This is a genomic window from Gracilibacillus lacisalsi DSM 19029 (assembly GCF_000377765.1).
Classification (GTDB): Bacteria; Bacillota; Bacilli; order Bacillales; family Amphibacillaceae; genus Gracilibacillus; species Gracilibacillus lacisalsi.
The window spans coordinates 237,516-256,933 of the sequence record NZ_KB898667.1; the positions used below are offsets into that span (position 1 = coordinate 237,516).

The following is a 19,418-nucleotide window of genomic DNA, read 5'->3' on the forward strand; positions in this document are numbered from 1 at the left end:
AGTACTTTTTTCATGTAACCTTTTCACGTATACTAGAAGAAAATAAAAAATAAAGGTGACTATTATGCCACGCGAAAACAATCTATATTCAAGTGCGAACGATTTATTAAGAATATTACATCATAACATGAACCTTATGTTCGTAATTCGGAAGCGAAAAGGGCAATTCTATTGTTCATTTCTATCGGGGAAGTTGAAAGAACAATTGGAATTGCCTGATATAATGCCGTCTACTAATCAGGAATTCAACTCGGAATTTTTATCGTTACAGAATAGTAAGCTCACCCAGGCATTTACAGGTAAAGAAATCACGTATAGACACCATTTTCATAACCATTATTTATACACCATGTTATCCCCAGTTATAAAAGATGGCGAAGTGATAGAGGTAGTAGGGACTACTATTGACATTACGTCATTTGAAAAATCTGAACAACAGTTAGAATTTATGGCAACCCACGACATCCTTACCAAGCTTCCTAATCGACAAAAGTTACTTGATGATTTAGATAGAATGATACATAATAAACAAAATGAAAAACCGAAAGCAATCATGATTTGTGATTTGGATCGGTTAAAGAATGTCAATGATACGTTAGGACAATTTGCTGGTGATCAGGTAATCACATTAATAGCAGACCGTTTAAAGGAAGCTATCCGGGAAACGTGTTCAGTCTATCGTTTGGGTGGAGATGAGTTTGTTATCGTTATTGACCAAGAAGTAGCGGATGTAAAAGCATTTGCAGAACAGATTTTACAGGTGGTCAGACAACCAATTATTATCTCTAAGCATGATTTTTATATGACAGCGACAATTGGGATATGTTGTATGAACGAAAAAGCTTGCAAAACAGAGGACTATATCAATCGAGCAAGTGTAGCTGTTCATTATGGTAAAGTCCAAGGTGGCAATCGTATTAGTGAATATACGGATGAAATGAGTAAACAATATAATGAACTGATATTATTAGAATCAGATATTCGTAAAGCATTCAAATTTAACGAATTTACGCTATCCTATCAGCCTAAAGTGGACGTACATACTAATGAGATTGTTGGAGTAGAAGCATTGATTCGCTGGGAACATGGGAAGAAAGGCAAAATACCGCCATCTCTTTTCATCCCAATTGCTGAAGAAATTGGGATGATCGATCAAATTGGGGAATGGGTGTTACGTGAAGCGTGTAAGCAATTTGTAAGATGGCAGAAGAGCGGGGCGAATCCAGTAATGGTTGCAGTTAATATTTCTGCTGTTGAATTACAGAACCCAGATTTTCTGTCGCGAGTCAAACAAGTTATAAAGGAAACCGGCATGGATCCCAATTATTTAGAAATAGAGATTACGGAAAACAGTGTGATGCAAAATACCGAAGAATGTATCGAAATGATGAATGAGCTACGTTCTATGGGTGTCTCCTTATCGATCGATGACTTTGGGACAGGGTACTCTTCGATGGGATATTTGCAAAAGTTTCCGATTAATTATTTGAAAATAGATCAATCTTTTATTAAGGAATTGTTTGAAGAATCCGGAAGTGCGGAAATTATAAAAGCAATGATTCAATTGGGGCATACGTTTGGTTTGAAGGTAGTAGCAGAAGGTGTGGAAGGCGAACAAATTCTTTCATTTATTAGAAATCAGAAATGTGATTATTATCAAGGGTATTTTTATAGTAAACCGCTTGAGGCGGATTTAATTGAAGAGAAATTATTAGCATTTTCATAGGACTTCTTGAAGAAAACAGGATTAAGATATTGTTGAGGTGGTATTATATGATTAAAGTATTGTTTATTTGTTTAGGAAATATTTGCAGATCTCCAATGGCCGAAGCGGTATTTCGTCATATCGTCAAGGAAAAGGGAGTAGAAGACCAGTTTGTAATTGATTCAGCAGGGTTAGGTGATTGGCATATAGGGAATCCTCCACATCAAGGAACAAGAGCAAAACTAGATGAATTAAATATTTCGTATCACGGACAAAAAGCGAGACAAATGCAAGCAAATGATATAGAAGACTTTGATTATGTCATTGCAATGGATCAGCAAAACATGGATGATTTATCACAATTTTCGTATCAAGCATCTGGTGTGACTGTGAAAAAATTGATGGACTTTGTGGATCAGCCCAAAGAACAAAATGTACCTGATCCATATTTTACAAAAAACTTTGATTACACGTATGAGTTAGTGAAAGAAGGCTGTGAGCAATTATTTGCCTACATCACCAATAAACATAATTTAGACATCAAGTGAGGCTTCCATAGTAGTAAGCGATGAAAAACTAAGATCAGAAGGGTTGAGAGGTCATGGGAAAAGAAAGATTACTTAAAGGTATACTTGCAGGAGCAATTGTTGGAGGACTTATTACATTAAGTGATCGCGAAACACGATCATATGTGACAAGGAAACTACAGGTTTGTGGCAACAAGGCAACCTATTATGCTAAAAATCCAGCAGATGCCATCCATCAATTAAACTCAAATTATGCCAGATGTTCCGAACAGCTTGCTACAGGACTAACCTCTGCATTAAATATGCTTCATCAATTACAAGAACTGACTGAAAAAATAGACAAACGAGATGACAATGGTTAAGAATCCATTTGTAAATAATCGTTTAGTTCGTTTTATCAAGCAATTGATAGAGCGAATAACGAGAGACGATGTACCGGGTTTAGCGGCGCAATTGTCTTATTTTTTTCTGCTATCGTTATTTCCTTTTATGATTTTCTTGATAACATTAGTTGGTTACTTACCATTTGATGAAATTAATGTCATGAATTTTGTTGCCACGTATGCACCAGAGGAAATTGTAACCATGTTAAATGATAATCTCGGACAAATCATGAACAACCGTAATGGTGGCTTATTATCAATCGGGATAATTGGTACGCTTTGGTCTGCTTCCAATGGGATTAACGCATTAGTGCGCTCGTTTAACAAGGCTTATAATATTGAGGAAGAACGTTCTTTTATAGTAATGAGAGGGATATCGATTATCTTAACAATCGCGATGTTACTTGTCATAGTTGTCGCCTTTCTATTACCGATCTTCGGAAAAATGATTGGAGTGTATCTCTTTTCATTTTTCGGATTATCACAAGGTTTCTTGGATATGTGGAACACCTTAAGATGGGTCATTTCCTCCATTATCTTCTTTATAGTTTTAACGATGTTATACCGAATGGCGCCTAGTAAGCGTGTCTATTTTAAACATGTCTACATCGGAGCCATATTTGCTACTATTTGTTGGCAACTGACATCACTCGCGTTTTCTTACTACGTAACATCGATGGGCAACTATTCAGCTACATATGGTAGCCTTGGGGGAGTTATTATTCTGATGATCTGGTTCTACTTATCAGGAATGATTATCATCGTTGGAGGCGAAATCAACGCCCAAATTGAAAAGAGGGCAAGGAACAGATAAAGCAAAATGAAATATCCATTGTTGAAAAATGGGACTGTTTCACACGAGTTCGTTTATTGATTTCAATTGTTTGAAACGTGAACTGACAGTGTGACAGTCCTATTTATTTTTTTCTGAATAGTGTTCAAGAAAAAAATGGAATATAACAGTAATATAAAAATATATGAAACAGATAGTAAAAACATTGAAATAATAAAAATAAACTGTTATCTTTTAATAGAGAAAAATAATATAACAAATACAAAGGGGTGCGTTTTACGATGAGGAAGTTATTGCTGTTATTCAGTTTACTCGCTTTTATTAGTTTGTTTGTAGCGTGTGGAGAAGGTGACGAGAATCAGACAGCTTCAGATGACACGAACGCTACAGAAGAACTCAAGTCAGAAAAATGGGATGAGATTCAGGAGAAAGGTGAGATTGTAGCAGGCACATCAGGTACTTTAATTGGTGCTTCTACATATGACGAAAATGATAACTTGACAGGTTATGATGTCGAGGTTATGAGAGAAATAGCAGAGCGTCTCGACTTAGAGGTTAGTTTTGAAATAATGGGAATTGACAGTATGTTACCAGCAGTGGAAAGTGGTAGAATTGATGTAGCTGTTAATGATATTGAGGCTACAGATAATCGAAAAAAACAGTTTGCTTTTTCAGAACCATATAAATATTCTTATTCGACTATGGTAGTACGAGAAGAAGATAATTCAGGAATAGAGAGCCTGGAAGACTTAGAAGGTAAACGTGCTGGTGGTGGAGCGACAACGATTTACAGTCAGATCGCTGAACATTTTGGTGCAGAAGTGGTTACTTATGGAAATGCACCAAATGAAGCCTATTTACGCGATGTGGATAATGGCAATACAGACGTGATTGTCAATGATTATTATTTATCTAAATTTGGTGTAGGTGGCTTTCCTGAACTAGATATTCATCTGCATCCTGATTTAAAGTTCCACCCAACAGAACAAGCTGTAGTGATGGATTTAGACGCAGAAACATTGCAGCAAAAAATTAATGAAACATTAGCAGAAATGAGAGAAGACGGAACTTTAACTGAATTAGCGATAGAGTTTTATCAAGAAGATGCTTCACAAAAACCAGAGGGAGAGATTGAAGAAATAGAGGGTCTTGATCTATAAGGTGTGATATCATGGGTGATTTTTTTGATGTGAAATTAGCGATAGAGAATTTACCACTAATTTTAAGTGGTTTACCGATGACATTGGTTGTATCGTTTGCAAGTATGGGATTAGGGCTCGTGTTAGGATTATTTGTATCCTTGGGACGAAGTTCAGATTTGGTACTTTTACGTTATCCTGCCAGAGTGTATATATCGTTCATGCGTGGGACACCAATTTTAGTTTTTTTATTTATTTTATATTATGGCTTACCAATGATTGACATAAAAATGCCTGCAATCATGGCTGCAATTTTAGGTTTTGGTTTGAACAGTGCCGCCTACATTGCGGAAGTTATTCGATCATCTATTAATAGTGTGCCCAAAGGACAATGGGAATCTGCTAAGGCATTAGGTTTTGGCTATTGGCAAGCCCTAATGAAAATTATCTTGCCTCAAAGCACAAGAATTGCGTTACCACCGTTAACAAATGTCTTTTTAGATTTAGTGAAGGCAACATCTTTAGCGGCAGTCATCACCGTGCCAGAGCTTTTCCAAAAGGCGCAAATTGCTGGTAGTCGCTCCTTCGATTCATTGACCATGTATGTGTTGGTCGCACTTATTTATTGGCCGGTTTGTATCCTAATCTCGGTTTTTCAAGAACGGTTAGAAAACAAATTCAGCAAATTTATGAAGTCAAATCCGTAGAGAAGCTTATTCTCTACGGATTTTTTTTCTGGAAAGGTAAGAAAGTATATAATCAGCGCAATGACCGTGTTTAACGAAGTAGGTATTTTGATATGTTTTATGTGTGTTTGCCAACGCTCCGACTAATTACTTCGCTTTCCGCGGGCACGGCCTCAACTAACTTTGCAAAGTGGATTTTCGGCTCGCGCTATTCCCGCAGGAGTCTACGTAATAGTCTCCGCTATGAGAAAGTGCAACAATTCTTGTCATAAGTAGTAGGTTGACTTTTTTAACAATGGACCGCTATCCGTGATTATAAAAGCAGCTGTTACTTCATGCTAGCGTTGTAGAGCCTGATAATAGCGTAGGCCGCCCCCTTCCACTCCTGTGGGAATCGTTTGACCTGAAGATCCACTTTTTTGAGCGGGTTTTGCTCAAAAAAGTTAGCTGAAGGACAAACCCCACGGAAAGGGAAGGGGGCAGCCGGAGCGGTTGTTACGCCTATTATTCATGTCAAAATAACTACTTTGGGCTTTCCTAGTTTTTCTTGTAAGATACGAAAGTATAAATTTTGCGCAGATGTCTAGCTCCGAGCGCCCAAAAACTAGGCGACTTCACGAATTGCCCTACGATAAGTCATCATCGGTTCGTAAACTCACCGTGATTCCTTTATCTCAGTTAATTCGTTCCAGTCGCTACGTTTCTAAGCGGGCGCTCTGCTCTTTTCTTATAATTGTCCATGAAATATATTCAGTGAACACCTCGGTAATTGGAACAATGCAATATATGTCTTCGAGTGCCACGCCCACAAAAATTGACTTTAGCTAGAAATGAAAGAGATGCTAAGTTACCTTCTTATAACGTAAAAATAGTAAAAATCATGTAAAAATTCTGAATAACCTTAAACATTATTATAAGACAATGTTAATATGAATATTATAGGATTTTTATTTTAAATGTAATAGAAGAGAAGGTGGGAGAAGAATGAAGATTATTGTGGCAGGAGGAGATGGCTTCTGTGGATGGCCAACTGCTCTCTATTTATCCAAACAAGGACATGAAGTTTCTATTATTGATAACTATGTAAGAAGAAAAATTGACAATGAGCTACACTCTAATTCATTAACACCTATTGCTTCATTAGAAGAGCGAGTAGCAAAGTGGAAAGAATTAACTGGTAAACAAATTAATTTATATGAAGGTGATTTAACACATTACGACTTTTTAAAAGAAGTGTTAAAACAAGAACTACCAGATGCATTTGTTCATTTTGCTGAACAACGCTCTGCTCCCTATTCGATGATTGACAGAGAACATGCGGTCTATACGCAGGAAAATAATGTGACGGGGACATTAAATGTACTGTTTGGTATAAAAGAAATCGTTCCGGATTGTCATTTAATTAAATTAGGTACACTAGGGGAATATGGAACACCAAATATTCCAATTGAAGAAGGTTACCTTGAAATAGAACATAAAGGTAGAAAGGATACCCTACCATTTCCGAAACAGCCAGGTTCTTTCTATCATTTATCTAAAGTGCATGATAGTCATAACATTATGTTTGCTTGCAAAATCTGGGGTATTCGAGCAACTGATTTGAATCAAGGTATTGTGTACGGGTTAGAAACGGACGAAACGAAATTAGATCCAGTTCTTACTAATCGTTTAGATTATGACGGTGTTTTCGGTACTGCTTTAAATCGTTTTATTATCCAAGCAACTGTTGGACAAGATTTAACAGTGTATGGAAAAGGTGGGCAAACGAGAGGATTTTTAAACATTAAGGATACCGTTCGCTGTATTGAGATAGCAGCGGAAAACCCGGCAGACCATGGTGAATTCCGTGTATTCAATCAATTTACTGAACAGTTCTCGGTAGGAGATCTAGCAGAAAAAGTACAAAAAGTTGCTCAAGAAGAAGGCTTTGAAACAAACATAGCACATTTAGAAAACCCACGAGTTGAGCTTGAAGAACATTTTTTTGAAGCAGCTAATACAAAATTAAAGGATCTTGGATTAGAACCTTATCTTCTTGACGAAAATGTAATAAGAGAAATTCTACGAACGGTAATAACATATAAAGATCGAGTTATAGAAAATAATATCTTACCACAAGTGAAATGGAAATAATTGAACTAGAAGAATAAGGGTGATCTAGCAATGCACATACTTATCATCACGGAAACGTTTCTACCTTCTACAGATGGTGTGGTAACAAGGTTAACTAACAGTATTCGCTATTTTTTAAAAAACGGACATCAGGTGACAGTAATTGCGCCGGATTTAGGAGTAAATGAATTCGAAGGGGCAAAAGTAATCGGGTTATCAGCTCGTAAATTACCGTTTTATCGCTCGAAAGCTTTTGCCTTACCAAGCCATCGCGTGAAAAAGCTAATCATGCAATGTGATCCAGATGTTGTTCACGTAGTTAATCCGGCGCTACTTGGCGCCACAGGTGTTCACTTTGCCAAAAAACTTGGCTATCCGTTAATAGCGTCGTATCACACACAGGTCCCCAAGTATGCTGAGTATTATCATTTATCGATATTTAAAGGGATTCTCTGGTGGTATTTTCGTAAATTACATAATAAGGCTACGATTAACCTCTGTACATCAAATGTGGTAAAACAAGAATTAGACCAACAGCAGTTCCATAATGTACATGTATGGAAACGAGGTGTAGATACGAGCCTTTTTCATCCAAATAAGGCGGACTCGGAGATGCGAACTCGATTAACAAATGGAATCGATGATAAAAAGCTCTTATTATATGTTGGCAGACTTGCGCCAGAAAAAGAAATAGAAAAGATCCGAACAGTTTTAGAACAATCCGACCAATTCGTATTGGCGATTGTAGGTGATGGACCTCACAGAGCAGAATTGGAACAACATTTTCAAGGGACAAATACGGTATTTACCGGATTTATGCATGGGGAAGAGTTAGCGCAAGCCTATGCTTCTAGTGATGTGTTTGTATTTCCATCTACAACCGAAACATTAGGTTTAGTACTAATGGAAGCAATGGCATCAGGTTTACCAATTGTTGCGGCTGACAGCGGACCAACACGTGAACAAATCGAACATGAAAAACACGGCTTATTATATAACTCTGAACGTCTAGAGAGCTTTAAAGACACTGTATTACGATTAGAAGATGAGGCATTGCGTAATAAACTTGCGGAAAAAGCTTGGCAGGACATTCATGAAATGGGATGGGATGATCAGTCCAAACAAGCGTTAGCCTTTTATCAGCAAGTGATCGATTCACACTACAAAGTCTTCGATAAGAAGGAATGTTCATGAAACGAAAAAGTAGTCGTTTTCAATTTTTTCAATTCAGTATTATTGGTGTCAGTAACGCACTGATAGACATAGGTGTGCTTAACTTACTGTTATTGCTATTCCATACGGAAAAGTCTGCTATGCTTCTTTTATACAATAGTATCTCCTATTGCCTGGCAATTTTAAATAGTTACATCTGGAATGCTTCCATTACCTTTAACCGCACTTCAAAGGGGAGTTCTTATCAACGTATTGCTTTTTTTGTCCAAGCTTTGATTAGTTTAGGAATTAGTAACCTCGTTTTCTTGGGGGCTAATTCCTTATTTGCTATACTGGAAATACCAAATTGGTGGCGATATAATCTTTCCAAAGCCTTAGCAATGGGTTTATCCTCTTTAGCTAGTTTCTTTATGATCAAGTATATGGTATTTAAAGATTACAAAAAATGAATACTACACTAAAGGAGGAATTGAAATGGACTTTTATTTATCAGAAGGTGGCGTTCGGACCAATTTACCATTCGGAGAATTAGACATATCAGGAAATGAAGAATTGGGGTACCGCCCGTTCCAATTAATGGTCGCTTCTGTTGCAGGGTGCAGTGCTTCGGTATTTCGCAAAGTACTGGATAAAAAAAGAATTACGATTGATGATTTAATGATATCAGCAGAGACCGAAAGATCATCAGATGAAGCAAACAAGATTACATCAATTCATCTTCGGTTTGTTGTAAAAGGTGTGGGTTTGAAAAAAGATCAAATCGAAAAAAGTTTAGAAATTGCACGAAAGAATTGTTCGATGATTCGAACGATAGAAGATAGTGTGAAAATTACAGAAACACTTGAAATCGTGAATTTAAGTAATTAGTAAGCATAGTTTTCGTTTCTTTTGTAACACTAAGGAAAAAAAGGAGCGAAAACAAATAATGGAGAAACTCGGTCTTTCTGTCATTTTATGTTTAATGATGCTAACTATCCCGCTAATCGCAGAGTCCAAAGAGGACAAGCAAGATGATCTCGTATCAATCGAAAATGAAAACACCTATAAACAGATGTCGGAAGAAGATACGTCGATCGAACCGAGTAAATTAGTAAAGGAACTCTTAGAGGATGTAAATGTGGAGATAGATAATCCACTGTTAATCAAATCGTTGAATGAATCGACCATTAATCCGTCACCAATTGCTTTTGGCTATCGTGCCAATGTATATCTCGGACATTGGCCCTTATCGTATCAGTCTGAATCCTCTGAGATCAATTGGGACTTTCAAACGGTTAATACGAATGAGGTAAATAATGTCAATGGTGAGAAGAATGAGGAGATTTTTTATTATCAAATAGAAGAAAAACACGTGGAAGGTGCACTGACAGCAAAAGTGGACCAAACCGATCAGATTAAACAAATGATTTTACAAAAAGCAAGAGATCAGCATGACCTTCCTCTAACCTTTCATGCGGTGGTTGGAAAAGAAACAAAGCTTAGTAAGACATATACTGTCCCAACTTCAAAAATCGGGATTTTAAAAGCCAATATGCCAGTGGTCAAGGATCAAGGGCAAGTCATACTTGGTGAAGTATACCTAGAATTAAAAGGTTCAAAAAAGAATCTCGTCATTAAAAATGTTACCAAACAGGAAATAGGGGCATATATCCCGATTGCCAATCATCTCACTTTTACATTTGAGACGAAATAACTATGATGCATGCATTTCTCATAATAAAAAGAGGAGTGCATGCATTTCTATTTGCAATAAGGTAAAAAATATATATCCCTAGCCATTATCGTAAAATGTGCACTAACTTTGAAGTGGTAATTTTGAAATGCTGATTTAGTAAATACCACCACTCCGGCTGCCCACTCCCTTTCCGTGGTTTTTTCCCTTCAGCTAACTTTTTCGAGCAATAACCGCTCGAAAAAGTGGATCTTCAGGAAAAACGGTCCCACAGGAGTTGAAGTGGGCGGCCTCCGTTAGATATTCACTCTACAACTTCAGTATCAAGTAACATGCGGGCTTTTTATTTATATCAATCATTATTGCATTGTTAAATCAGACAAAAAAACATCATACTAACTGTAAAAAGCGCTGTAGAACAAATCTAAAGCGAAACATTTTTCTGGAGCTTCTCCTAGCAGTCACAAACTTTCAGAATGATTGCTCGGACTAAAAGATAGTACCTTGTGTGTACTACTTAGGATTTAGTCTACTTAGGGGAGAGGAAGTAAAAAATTCGGGTGTTTGTCTAGCTCCGAGTGCCCTACGCTTTTCTTATTAAGAAAGTGCTAGACATGTTTGTTTTTTTCAATTAGGATGAGTAGGGGAAGTTGGAAAGGGGTGTTGTTGTGAGCAACGGAGAGAAAATAAAAGAACTTCGCATGCAGCTCGAGCAGTTTATGGAACGTTTAGATCATTTGGATCCGGAACAGACGTCCATTGAAGATGTTGATCAGCTAATTCAGATGATCGAAAAAATAGAAAAAGATCTTGGTTAAAGAAAAGAGGGAGAGGGATACAGTATGGAATGGATAGTTGTCGTTTCAGTTATTGTCATGCTTGCCCTAAGTTTGTTAAGAGTTCATGTTATTTTTGCAATTATTATTGCTGCGATAGTAGCTGGACTGATGGCGGGTATGAATATTCAGGATACAGTTAATCTGTTAATTGAGGGGATGGGTGGTCAGGCGAGTACAGCTTTAAGTTATATTTTACTCGGTGTATTTGCAGCTATGATCAGTTATACTGGAATTACTTCAATATTAGTTCGATCTTTAATTAAAGTACTCACTGGCAAAAAAACGATGCTAGTATTAGCAATTGCAGGTATTGCTTCATTTTCCCAAAATGCTGTACCGGTACATATTGCATTTATTCCAATTTTAATACCACCATTATTAAAATTATTTGATCAAATGCAATTGGATCGACGTGCAGTAGCGACTGCTTTGACATTCGGTCTTAAAGCACCTTACGTTATGATTCCTTTAGGGTATGGTCTTATTTTCCATGAAACAATTCAGAGTGGAATGAGCAATAATGGAATAGATATTACAGTAAGAGAAATTGCTTTATCGTTGTTATTACCAGGTATCGGTATGATCATAGGTTTACTAATAGCGGTATTTATTAGCTACCGTAAACCTCGTGAAGCGAAGCAATGGTTGCCAACTGATGGGATAAGCAGGGATGCGCAGGAAAATATAACCTTTAATTATACGCACGGTTTAACAATTTTAGCCATTTTAGCTGCCTTAGTTGTACAAATTTTTACCGAGAGTCTTGTAATTGGTGCGTTGACAGGTGTGATTTTAATGGTGTTATTCTTTGCCGTACCATTACGAGAGGGAGACGCATTTGTTCAACAAGGTGTCGGTATCATGGGGACGATCGCCTTTGTTATGCTTGTTTCATCTGGTTTCGGTCATATTTTGCAGGAAACAGGTGCGGTAGATTCGTTAGTAACTTCATCATCTGATATGTTAGCAGGTAATCAGGCAATTATCGCCTTTATTTTATTGTTAGTTGGTTTAGTCATTACATTAGGAATAGGTTCTTCCTTTGGTACGATACCGATTATCGCAGCACTCTATGTTCCGATTTGTATGGCAGCAGGATTCTCGCCAATGGCTATAGCGGTATTGATTGGTACTGCAGGTGCACTAGGGGATGCTGGTAGCCCTGCGAGTGATAGTACATTAGGTCCGACATCCGGATTAAGTGCTGATGGGAAACACCATCATATCTGGGATACATGTGTACCAACCTTTTTACACTTTAATATTCCATTGTTTTTATTTGGATGGATTGCCAGCATTATTTTATAAAATCATAGGATATGAACACCATTTTTACTTAGACTAAAAATAAAAAAGGTGATCATATGAAGAAAATAGTCGTAATGGTGATGTTATGCTTGCTGGTTATCCCTATGGAGGCTGGAGCAGTCAGCTATGGTTGGGGATATAAGAAAGGTTCGAATCAACAGCCCCCGGACGTAGGGATGTACAAGCAAATATTAGAAAAGCATCAAAGCTATTACATGGATCCATCTGGTGACAAACATGTTTATCTAACTTTTGATAATGGTTATGAAGCTGGTTTCACCGAGCAAATTTTAGATGTATTACAAGAAAAAGAAGTGCCGGCAACCTTTTTCTTAACTGGTCATTATGTCAATGATCAACCGGAATTAGTTCGGCGTATGTTGGCGGATGGCCATATCGTTGGAAATCACTCGGACGGTCATCTCGATTTTACCGAAATATCAAAGGAAAGATTTACGAAAGATGTCACCGACTTAACAAATAAAATAAAGAAATTAGATGATTCAGCAGTTGTTCAATATATCCGCCCTCCTAGTGGGACTTTTAATGAAGATTCTCTAAGCTGGGCAAATGAACTAGGCTATACCCATATTTTTTGGTCATTAGCATTTGTGGATTGGAATAAAGGGTCAGAAAAAGGCTGGAAACATGCTTATGAACAAGTGATGAATCAGATTCATCCTGGTGCAATCATCTTAATGCATACTGTTTCAAAGGATAATGCTGATGCCTTGGAACATTTGATTGAAGATTTAAGGGAAAAAGGCTATCAATTCAAAAGCTTAGATGATCTCATGTTAAAACAGATGCTTCCTGAGGAACTCATCGGATTCACTAAAAGTACCCGATAAAAGGGAAAAAGTGCCCGATATATCAAAAAAAGCGCCCGATAACAATCAAAAAGTGCCCGATTAAAACGAAAACCCCGTTTGAATTATCCAAACGGGGTTTCGTTTATTCCTCATCTTCTAATACATTATAGGCCATATCGAATAACATGAGTTGGCTATCCAATAAAGTACCGTTTGTTTGATATCTGACTCGTGAATAGCTACCGTCTTGTGCCTGGACTCTTGTTTTGGCAGTATCTTTAAGAGTAATGTCAAGAATGGAAAGAATTCTTGATTTGATTCTCCCTTCAAAAATCGGGAACATTAATTCTACACGCTTAACCATGTTCCTTGTCATTAAATCAGCAGAAGATAAGAATATCTTCTCTTCTCCATTATGATGGAAATAGTAAATACGACTATGTTCTAAAAACCTGCCGACAATACTTTGAACCTCGATATTATCGCTGACACCAGAGATACCCGGACGTAAACAGCAAATTCCTCGTATGATCAGATTGATTTTTACTCCAGCCTGTGACGCTTGATAAAATTTTTGAATTAAAGGTTTATCCGTTAATGAATTCATCTTCGCAATAATCCGACCATTTCCATGACGTTTATGAAATTCAATTTCCTTGTCAATATAATTCATGATGTCGCTGCGGATATCGAATGGTGACATCGATAAATGATGGTAAGTCGGTTTTTCAGTATAACCACTTAAATAATTGAAAAAATTAGTCGCATCTACACCGAATTTTCGTTTAGTCGTGAGATAGGACATATCAGTATAAAACTTTGCTGTTTGGTCATTGTAATTACCTGTTCCTAGATGAACGACGCGTTCAATTCCTCGAGCCGTCTTACGGACAATAAGTGTGATTTTGCTGTGTGTTTTTAATGAAATCATACCATAAATAACATGACAGCCTGCTTTTTCTAATTCCTTTGCCCACTGGACATTATTTTCTTCATCAAACCGTGCCTTTAATTCGACTAGAACGGTAACTTGTTTACCGTTTTCCGCCGCTCGCTTTAATCCTGCTATGATCGGGGAACCGCCACTGACACGATATAAGGTTTGCTTAATCGCTAATACTTCTGGGTCATCCGCGGCATCACGAATTAAGTCTACGATTGGTTCAAACGATTCATATGGATGGTGTAAAAATAAATCCCTTTTTCTCACTGCCTCAAAGACATCTTCATCCTCATGAATATCCTGAGGAGGTTGAGGGATTAATGTTTCGTATATTAAATGCTCGTGCTCTTTTTTTACATGACCATAAAAATCCTGTAAAAACGTCAGATCAAGCGGTCCATTGGTAATGTATAAATCTTTTTTATGAATTTCAAGCACATGGAGTAGAAATTCAACCATATCGGGGTTATTTTCGCGCGCATCTACCTCCAGACGGACAGCGGCTCCCCATTTTCTTTTCTTTAATTCTTTCTCAATTTCTTTCAAAAGGTCACGTGCACCCTCTTCATGAATGGTCATATCAGCATTTCGTGTGATTCGAAACGTGGTGGTAGATAGCACATGGTAACCAGTAAAAAATTTATGGATGAAATAACGAATCAAATCTTCCAACAATATATACTGTTGATTATCACCAATTGCAATGAATCGATCTAGTAAAGCGGGAACTTGTACAATCGCTGTTTTTACTTGCTGATGTTCCAAATCGTAAACATCTTCAAGTTGTACGGCGAGATTTATCGATTTATTTAATAACATCGGGAAAGCTCGATATGCATCAATCGCCATTGGAGTTAGCACTGGGAATATTTCTTCTTCAAAGTAATTCTCCAATTTATTGATTTCTTGAGGGTTTAAGTCCTCCATATCTACAATGTAAATCTGTTCCTTTTTTAGCTGTGGTAATAGCTCTTTATATAAATCATATTGTTGTTCAACAAGTTCATGGTTAAAGCTAGAAATTCTTGATAATTGTTGTTTCGGCGTTAATCCAGATTTATTATCTGGCCGGTTGAACCCGGCTTTCACTTGGTCTTTTAAACCTGCGACTCGTACCATGAAAAATTCATCTAAATTAGAAGAAAAGATGGCAAGGAAACGTAACCTCTCTAATAAAGGATTCGTTTCATCATCCGCCTCTTCAAGTACTCGTTTATTAAAGGAGAGCCAACTTAACTCACGATTGTTGTAATAAGCTGGTAGTTCTAAATCCCTTTCTTGTTTGACAGTTGACATCAATCATCATCCTTTTTCGACAATCTCTACCATTATCATAACGTTTCACAACCATTATTTTGTTAATAAAATGTAAATCTTTTGTAAATTCATCCTTTACAATACAAATTTCAACTCAACATCTTTTTTTATCGCCTTCTCGACATGTTTCTTTTGTTTCTCAGATTGATACTCTTCGGGCTTGGCATCACCATCACAATGTAATGTTATCGTCAAGGTATCATTATCGTTGTCACAAGTTATTTGTTTAACTACCTGACGCTTGGTAGCATCTAAACAATAACTAAATTTTAATAGTGCTCCTAAATGACGCAGCTTTTTTTGTTCTTCTTTTAGAAACCACTTTTTATAAGGTTTGATAAATTGTTTAAATACCGTTTTGTTTTTGTAAGAAGCAATTAATGCCAGTTGCAGGCGATCCTTGTGCATTAAGCCATCAATGGTTCGATTAGCTAGTAAGTAAAAGGTGTGCTGTGCACTTGATTCAGCATCGATATAATCCCCGAGATGGCATAAATAGCTTGCTCTTTTTAATAATGTCCAATCTTTTTTTGTTAAATGCAGAAGACCATTTTCTTTTAAATAATCAAAAAGTATACGTGTCAGATATTGGACATGCAAAATTTGTTTTGGATTTAGGTCAAAATCATTGATCAGCTCTTGAATGCTATCCTCTAACACATTTGGAAAAAGGATAGATCCCATCTCCTTTGATAGTTGTTCATAAAAGACACCGTCACGAAGCCCTTTTCGACTTAATATAAAACAGTCTGCCTGCATCATTTTATATAAACTGTGGAACACTTCAATGGCAGGTATAATAATATCAGCTCGATCTTTTGATAATCCTTCCACTTTTGGTAATTTATCCGGCTTAAGCGATGTTAAATAGTTACTAACTTGGATAATGTCCGTATCATACATTTTATATTGATGGAGCCCAGCCAGCGGATACTCTTTCAGGTTTTGATCAATTTGCACAAGGTTCCGGGCACTTCCCCCGATCGCAATCAACGGGACCTCGCGATTACGTAACCAAGGTAATGTGGCAAATTGTTCTGTTAAATAATTTCGCAATGCTTGCAATTCCTGGTTAGTAGGGATTTCTTTAGCAAAAAATTCTTTTAAGGTTAAAGCACCAAAAGGAAAACTATGTGACTCAATTAGTTCTCGATTTTCAAAATAGGTAACCTCTGTACTGCCACCACCAATATCAACGGTGATGCCTGTTTCAATAGAGGTAGAATTGACAACTGCCAAATAGCCGTAATAGGCTTCCTCTTCTTCTGATAAGATCCTGATTGTCAGGCTTGTTTGATTTTCTACTTGGATCAAAATTTCCTCTTGATTCTCTGCCTGTCTGATTGTCGCAGTCGCGACACAAACGACCTCCTGCAATTCATATGTTGCTAATACATCTTGAAAGCTCTGAAGTGTTGCAATTAATCGTTTGATACCAGTCGAATTTAACGTATTATCTGATTCTAAAAATGTACGTAGTCTGGCAACTGCTTTGACGTTTTCTACTTCTTTTAATCTGCCGCCTTTTTCTCTTAAATAGATTACTAGTCGCATTGTGTTCGAACCTATGTCGATGATGGCGTAATATTGTTTTTGCATGTAATCACCCTATTATTGTTGTGAATTTTTCTATATTGTACCATAATAGAGTGAAAACTCTGAAATATTGGAAGGAGTTATGCTAGTGTGGCAAGAAAAAATAGAACTTGGAATGCCTTATGATTTTGATTATCTACTATTTCGGTTAGAGATGGATAAGTTGAATTATGTCGATTTCAAGAAGCGATCCGTGTTAGTACCATTAAGAAGTGGTCAGGAAAAACATGTCGTAACCGTGACAGCAACTGGTACAACAGCAAACCCCAGTTTTTTAATAGAAGGACAAGATACAGCACGAAAGAAAGAGCTACTTGTCCAAATAGCTGATATATTTGCTTGGGATCAGGATTTACGATTGATTCAGCAGTTTTTCGCCGAAACTGATTTAGCGGGCTTGTTCGAAGCCTATCCAGCAACACCATTGATTCGAGAATTCGATCCGTTTAGTAATTTGGTTAAAACGATTATTCATCAGCAACTAAATATGGCGTTTGCCCAAACGTTAACCGCAAGATTTGTGACAACCTATGGTGAACAAATAGACGGTGTCTGGTTTTATCCGACAGCTGATAAGGTAGCAACTATTCCTTATCAGGAACTGCAAGATATGCAATTTAGTAGACGAAAAGCAGAATATGTTATTGATACCGCGAAGAAAATTGTTGCAGAAGAGCTCAATCTAACTTCATTTTATGACAAAAGTGATCAAGAAGTGATGCAACAATTAACTAAAATTCGCGGAATTGGCGCATGGACCGTCCAAAATTGGTTGATGTTCTCACTGGGTAGACAAGACCTTTTTCCATCGAGTGATATCGGCATTCAAAACGCATTAAAACTTCATTTTGGTCTGGAAACTAAACCAACTGCAGCCAAACTTGACGAATGGAATCAAGCATGGAAACCTTATCGGTCTTATGCGGCCATGACGTTATGGCGCAGTATTGAAGAAGGTTAAGAAGGTATGTTGACCATTAATTGTTTATACGTGTTTGCTTGTTCTTTGTCTCCCTTTGCTAAATAGCTTTTGTAAAGGTATTGAATCGGAGCGGGATCTTCGGGCGCTAATTCCATTTCCCATTCAAAACAAGCAATTGCTTGGTCATACTGTTCCAGATCAAAGTAGATTTCACCTAAGGCAAATTGCTGGTCTGGATTATCTGTTAATTTTTCCATTTTCCTTAACTTCTGTATGATTGGTAGCTCGGTATCTTGTAGTGATGTGATGATTTCATTCAATGGCAGATGCTGTAATAACTTTTTGATCGTTAAATGGAGAACTCTTTCTAGCTGTGCAGCATCCTCTTTGTATAAGGTCAGTAAAGTTTCTAATAAGGGTTGATAATCCTTTGCTAATTGCTCGGTAGAAACAGCGTCAAGAGCCTTCTCGAACAGTTTTCGATCTTCAATTGCTTCGTCATGGTGAATGTAATACCGTAAAATGGCTTGATAACCATCCAGTTTTACGAGCTTTTCGATGATTTCTTTTGGTTCAGGATATTCAACTAATAGTTGTTCCCATAAGCTAATTTGGTCTTGTTTAGTAAGCAGCTCTTGGGCTAACTCATCGATTTTTTCTATAGCCTTTAAGGATGAACAATTCGTGTAGAGGAGGCAGAGTTGATCAAATTTTCGATTATCTATATGATATTGTTGGATCATAGAATTTATGACAGTGTTAGGGAAATTTTGCTCGAAATAAACAGATTCTAAATAGAGAGGGTCTGACCATTCGATTGTAAGTTGATCAATGTTTTGGTATTGGTCTTTATATTTTTGGAAGTCAAAATGATGCAGCATATCTTTGGCGAACGTGTCGCGTGGACGTACTTGCCCATAGTTGACAAGAATTCGGAATGCTTTCTTTAGCTGGCCGTTCCTTCGGTAGTTGTAAAATGTCTTCTTGCAGAGAGCCTGGATCTTCTTTTCATTGACATAGTTATCGAACATCGCCAGTACATAGAGCATTTCTATTTCGTTGTATTTGTTTGTTAGTTTTTGTACCATTTGATTATTGGAAGTAAGGCGATATGCTTGGTCTTCATTAAGCAGTGCTTTGGTTAATGGGTGATCAGCAGAAAATGTATGACCGTGTTGGAGAGCATTTTTTAGAAAGGATTGCAATCGTATAGAAGTCGTTTTTTTTGCGTTAATATAGCGGTCTTTGTAAAATAATAAATAATAAGATTGATTTTTTTGACCGGTAGCTTCTACAATCTTTGCTTGTTTATATATGGTCAATTGTACTACATCAAAACGCATTGTCTTTTTATTATGCATTAGCTCGATAGTTGTCATCAATGAAACAACTCCTTTTTATTACAGATTAATTCTAGTGTAGCATAAATCATCTGATGGCAAAAGAATGTTGTGAATGTAAATTCTTTGTAATGATTTCTTGCAAAGTATA

At 37.0% G+C, this 19,418-nt stretch carries 18 protein-coding genes; 15 read left to right on the top strand and 3 right to left on the bottom strand.

Going from position 1 to position 19,418, the window contains the following annotated elements:
- Nucleotides 1–64 precede the first annotated feature (64 nt).
- From D569_RS22815 to pdaA, 14 genes are all read left to right on the top strand, one after another.
- Complete coding sequence (locus D569_RS22815; protein ID WP_018932541.1) at nucleotides 65–1,726, top strand: putative bifunctional diguanylate cyclase/phosphodiesterase; 1,662 nt, start codon at nucleotides 65–67, stop codon at nucleotides 1,724–1,726.
- A gap of 47 nt (nucleotides 1,727–1,773) precedes the next feature.
- Nucleotides 1,774–2,253 carry a low molecular weight protein-tyrosine-phosphatase gene (locus D569_RS0111360; protein ID WP_018932542.1) on the top strand — a complete coding sequence of 160 codons (480 nt, stop codon included), beginning with the start codon at nucleotides 1,774–1,776 and terminating at the stop codon, nucleotides 2,251–2,253.
- A gap of 53 nt (nucleotides 2,254–2,306) precedes the next feature.
- Complete coding sequence (locus D569_RS0111365) at nucleotides 2,307–2,594, top strand: YtxH domain-containing protein (protein WP_018932543.1); 288 nt, start codon at nucleotides 2,307–2,309, stop codon at nucleotides 2,592–2,594.
- Nucleotides 2,587–3,429, top strand: a complete 843-nt coding sequence (locus tag D569_RS0111370) for a YihY/virulence factor BrkB family protein (protein WP_018932544.1) — start codon at nucleotides 2,587–2,589, stop codon at nucleotides 3,427–3,429. Before D569_RS0111365 ends, D569_RS0111370 begins: the two co-directional genes overlap by 8 nt.
- Before the next feature lie 260 nt (nucleotides 3,430–3,689).
- Entirely contained in the window at nucleotides 3,690–4,568 is an 879-nt protein-coding gene (locus D569_RS0111375) for a transporter substrate-binding domain-containing protein (protein ID WP_018932545.1), read from the top strand.
- A gap of 11 nt (nucleotides 4,569–4,579) precedes the next feature.
- Nucleotides 4,580–5,254, top strand: coding sequence for an amino acid ABC transporter permease (locus D569_RS0111380; protein ID WP_018932546.1), 675 nt, complete (start codon nucleotides 4,580–4,582; stop codon nucleotides 5,252–5,254).
- A gap of 963 nt (nucleotides 5,255–6,217) precedes the next feature.
- Nucleotides 6,218–7,366 carry an NAD-dependent epimerase/dehydratase family protein gene (locus D569_RS0111385; RefSeq protein ID WP_018932547.1) on the top strand — a complete coding sequence of 383 codons (1,149 nt, stop codon included), beginning with the start codon at nucleotides 6,218–6,220 and terminating at the stop codon, nucleotides 7,364–7,366.
- Between the two features lie 30 nt (nucleotides 7,367–7,396).
- Nucleotides 7,397–8,539 carry a glycosyltransferase family 4 protein gene (locus D569_RS0111390; RefSeq protein WP_018932548.1) on the top strand — a complete coding sequence of 381 codons (1,143 nt, stop codon included), beginning with the start codon at nucleotides 7,397–7,399 and terminating at the stop codon, nucleotides 8,537–8,539.
- Nucleotides 8,536–8,967, top strand: a complete 432-nt coding sequence (locus D569_RS0111395; protein ID WP_018932549.1) for a GtrA family protein — start codon at nucleotides 8,536–8,538, stop codon at nucleotides 8,965–8,967. Before D569_RS0111390 ends, D569_RS0111395 begins: the two co-directional genes overlap by 4 nt.
- 25 nt (nucleotides 8,968–8,992) lie before the next feature.
- Complete coding sequence (locus tag D569_RS0111400; RefSeq protein ID WP_018932550.1) at nucleotides 8,993–9,385, top strand: OsmC family protein; 393 nt, start codon at nucleotides 8,993–8,995, stop codon at nucleotides 9,383–9,385.
- 58 nt (nucleotides 9,386–9,443) lie between these two features.
- Nucleotides 9,444–10,211 carry a YfkD family protein gene (locus tag D569_RS0111405; RefSeq protein ID WP_018932551.1) on the top strand — a complete coding sequence of 256 codons (768 nt, stop codon included), beginning with the start codon at nucleotides 9,444–9,446 and terminating at the stop codon, nucleotides 10,209–10,211.
- Nucleotides 10,212–10,858: 647 nt separating this feature from the next.
- Nucleotides 10,859–11,008 (top strand): SE1561 family protein, encoded by a 150-nt coding sequence (locus D569_RS24380; RefSeq protein WP_018932552.1) that lies wholly within the window; start codon nucleotides 10,859–10,861, stop codon nucleotides 11,006–11,008.
- A gap of 24 nt (nucleotides 11,009–11,032) precedes the next feature.
- Nucleotides 11,033–12,337 carry a Na+/H+ antiporter family protein gene (locus tag D569_RS0111415; protein ID WP_018932553.1) on the top strand — a complete coding sequence of 435 codons (1,305 nt, stop codon included), beginning with the start codon at nucleotides 11,033–11,035 and terminating at the stop codon, nucleotides 12,335–12,337.
- A 56-nt stretch (nucleotides 12,338–12,393) separates the two neighbouring features.
- Nucleotides 12,394–13,188 (top strand): delta-lactam-biosynthetic de-N-acetylase, encoded by a 795-nt coding sequence (gene pdaA / locus D569_RS0111420; RefSeq protein WP_018932554.1) that lies wholly within the window; start codon nucleotides 12,394–12,396, stop codon nucleotides 13,186–13,188.
- 103 nt (nucleotides 13,189–13,291) lie between these two features.
- On the opposite strand, the gene D569_RS0111425 is transcribed toward pdaA, so the two are convergent.
- Together D569_RS0111425 and D569_RS0111430 are read right to left on the bottom strand one after the other, a co-directional pair.
- Nucleotides 13,292–15,388 carry an RNA degradosome polyphosphate kinase gene (locus D569_RS0111425; protein ID WP_018932555.1) on the bottom strand — a complete coding sequence of 699 codons (2,097 nt, stop codon included), beginning with the start codon at nucleotides 15,386–15,388 and terminating at the stop codon, nucleotides 13,292–13,294.
- Nucleotides 15,389–15,484: 96 nt separating this feature from the next.
- Entirely contained in the window at nucleotides 15,485–17,008 is a 1,524-nt protein-coding gene (locus D569_RS0111430) for a Ppx/GppA family phosphatase (RefSeq protein ID WP_018932556.1), read from the bottom strand.
- Nucleotides 17,009–17,087: 79 nt separating this feature from the next.
- Between D569_RS0111430 and D569_RS0111435 the strand changes: the two genes are divergently transcribed.
- Nucleotides 17,088–17,966, top strand: a complete 879-nt coding sequence (locus D569_RS0111435; protein WP_169336443.1) for a DNA-3-methyladenine glycosylase family protein — start codon at nucleotides 17,088–17,090, stop codon at nucleotides 17,964–17,966.
- On the opposite strand, the gene D569_RS0111440 is transcribed toward D569_RS0111435, so the two are convergent.
- Nucleotides 17,963–19,309 (bottom strand): tetratricopeptide repeat protein, encoded by a 1,347-nt coding sequence (locus tag D569_RS0111440; protein WP_156822936.1) that lies wholly within the window; start codon nucleotides 19,307–19,309, stop codon nucleotides 17,963–17,965. The two genes, D569_RS0111435 and D569_RS0111440, sit on opposite strands and share 4 nt — an antisense overlap.
- Between the last annotated feature and the right edge of the window lie 109 nt (nucleotides 19,310–19,418).

Excerpts from the sequence above, each read along its gene's own strand:
- D569_RS0111390 (WP_018932548.1), top strand. The coding sequence starts at position 7,397 with ATGCACATACTTATCATCACGGAAACGTTTCTACCTTCTACAGATGGT.
- D569_RS0111395 (WP_018932549.1), top strand. The coding sequence starts at position 8,536 with ATGAAACGAAAAAGTAGTCGTTTTCAATTTTTTCAATTCAGTATTATT.
- D569_RS0111385 (WP_018932547.1), top strand. The coding sequence starts at position 6,218 with ATGAAGATTATTGTGGCAGGAGGAGATGGCTTCTGTGGATGGCCAACT.
- D569_RS22815 (WP_018932541.1), top strand. The coding sequence starts at position 65 with ATGCCACGCGAAAACAATCTATATTCAAGTGCGAACGATTTATTAAGA.
- D569_RS0111380 (WP_018932546.1), top strand. The coding sequence starts at position 4,580 with ATGGGTGATTTTTTTGATGTGAAATTAGCGATAGAGAATTTACCACTA.
- D569_RS0111405 (WP_018932551.1), top strand. The coding sequence starts at position 9,444 with ATGGAGAAACTCGGTCTTTCTGTCATTTTATGTTTAATGATGCTAACT.
- D569_RS0111430 (WP_018932556.1), bottom strand. The coding sequence starts at position 17,008 with ATGCAAAAACAATATTACGCCATCATCGACATAGGTTCGAACACAATG.
- D569_RS0111360 (WP_018932542.1), top strand. The coding sequence starts at position 1,774 with ATGATTAAAGTATTGTTTATTTGTTTAGGAAATATTTGCAGATCTCCA.
- D569_RS0111375 (WP_018932545.1), top strand. The coding sequence starts at position 3,690 with ATGAGGAAGTTATTGCTGTTATTCAGTTTACTCGCTTTTATTAGTTTG.
- D569_RS0111415 (WP_018932553.1), top strand. The coding sequence starts at position 11,033 with ATGGAATGGATAGTTGTCGTTTCAGTTATTGTCATGCTTGCCCTAAGT.
- D569_RS0111435 (WP_169336443.1), top strand. The coding sequence starts at position 17,088 with ATGCTAGTGTGGCAAGAAAAAATAGAACTTGGAATGCCTTATGATTTT.
- pdaA (WP_018932554.1), top strand. The coding sequence starts at position 12,394 with ATGAAGAAAATAGTCGTAATGGTGATGTTATGCTTGCTGGTTATCCCT.
- D569_RS0111370 (WP_018932544.1), top strand. The coding sequence starts at position 2,587 with ATGGTTAAGAATCCATTTGTAAATAATCGTTTAGTTCGTTTTATCAAG.
- D569_RS0111425 (WP_018932555.1), bottom strand. The coding sequence starts at position 15,388 with ATGTCAACTGTCAAACAAGAAAGGGATTTAGAACTACCAGCTTATTAC.
- D569_RS0111365 (WP_018932543.1), top strand. The coding sequence starts at position 2,307 with ATGGGAAAAGAAAGATTACTTAAAGGTATACTTGCAGGAGCAATTGTT.
- D569_RS0111400 (WP_018932550.1), top strand. The coding sequence starts at position 8,993 with ATGGACTTTTATTTATCAGAAGGTGGCGTTCGGACCAATTTACCATTC.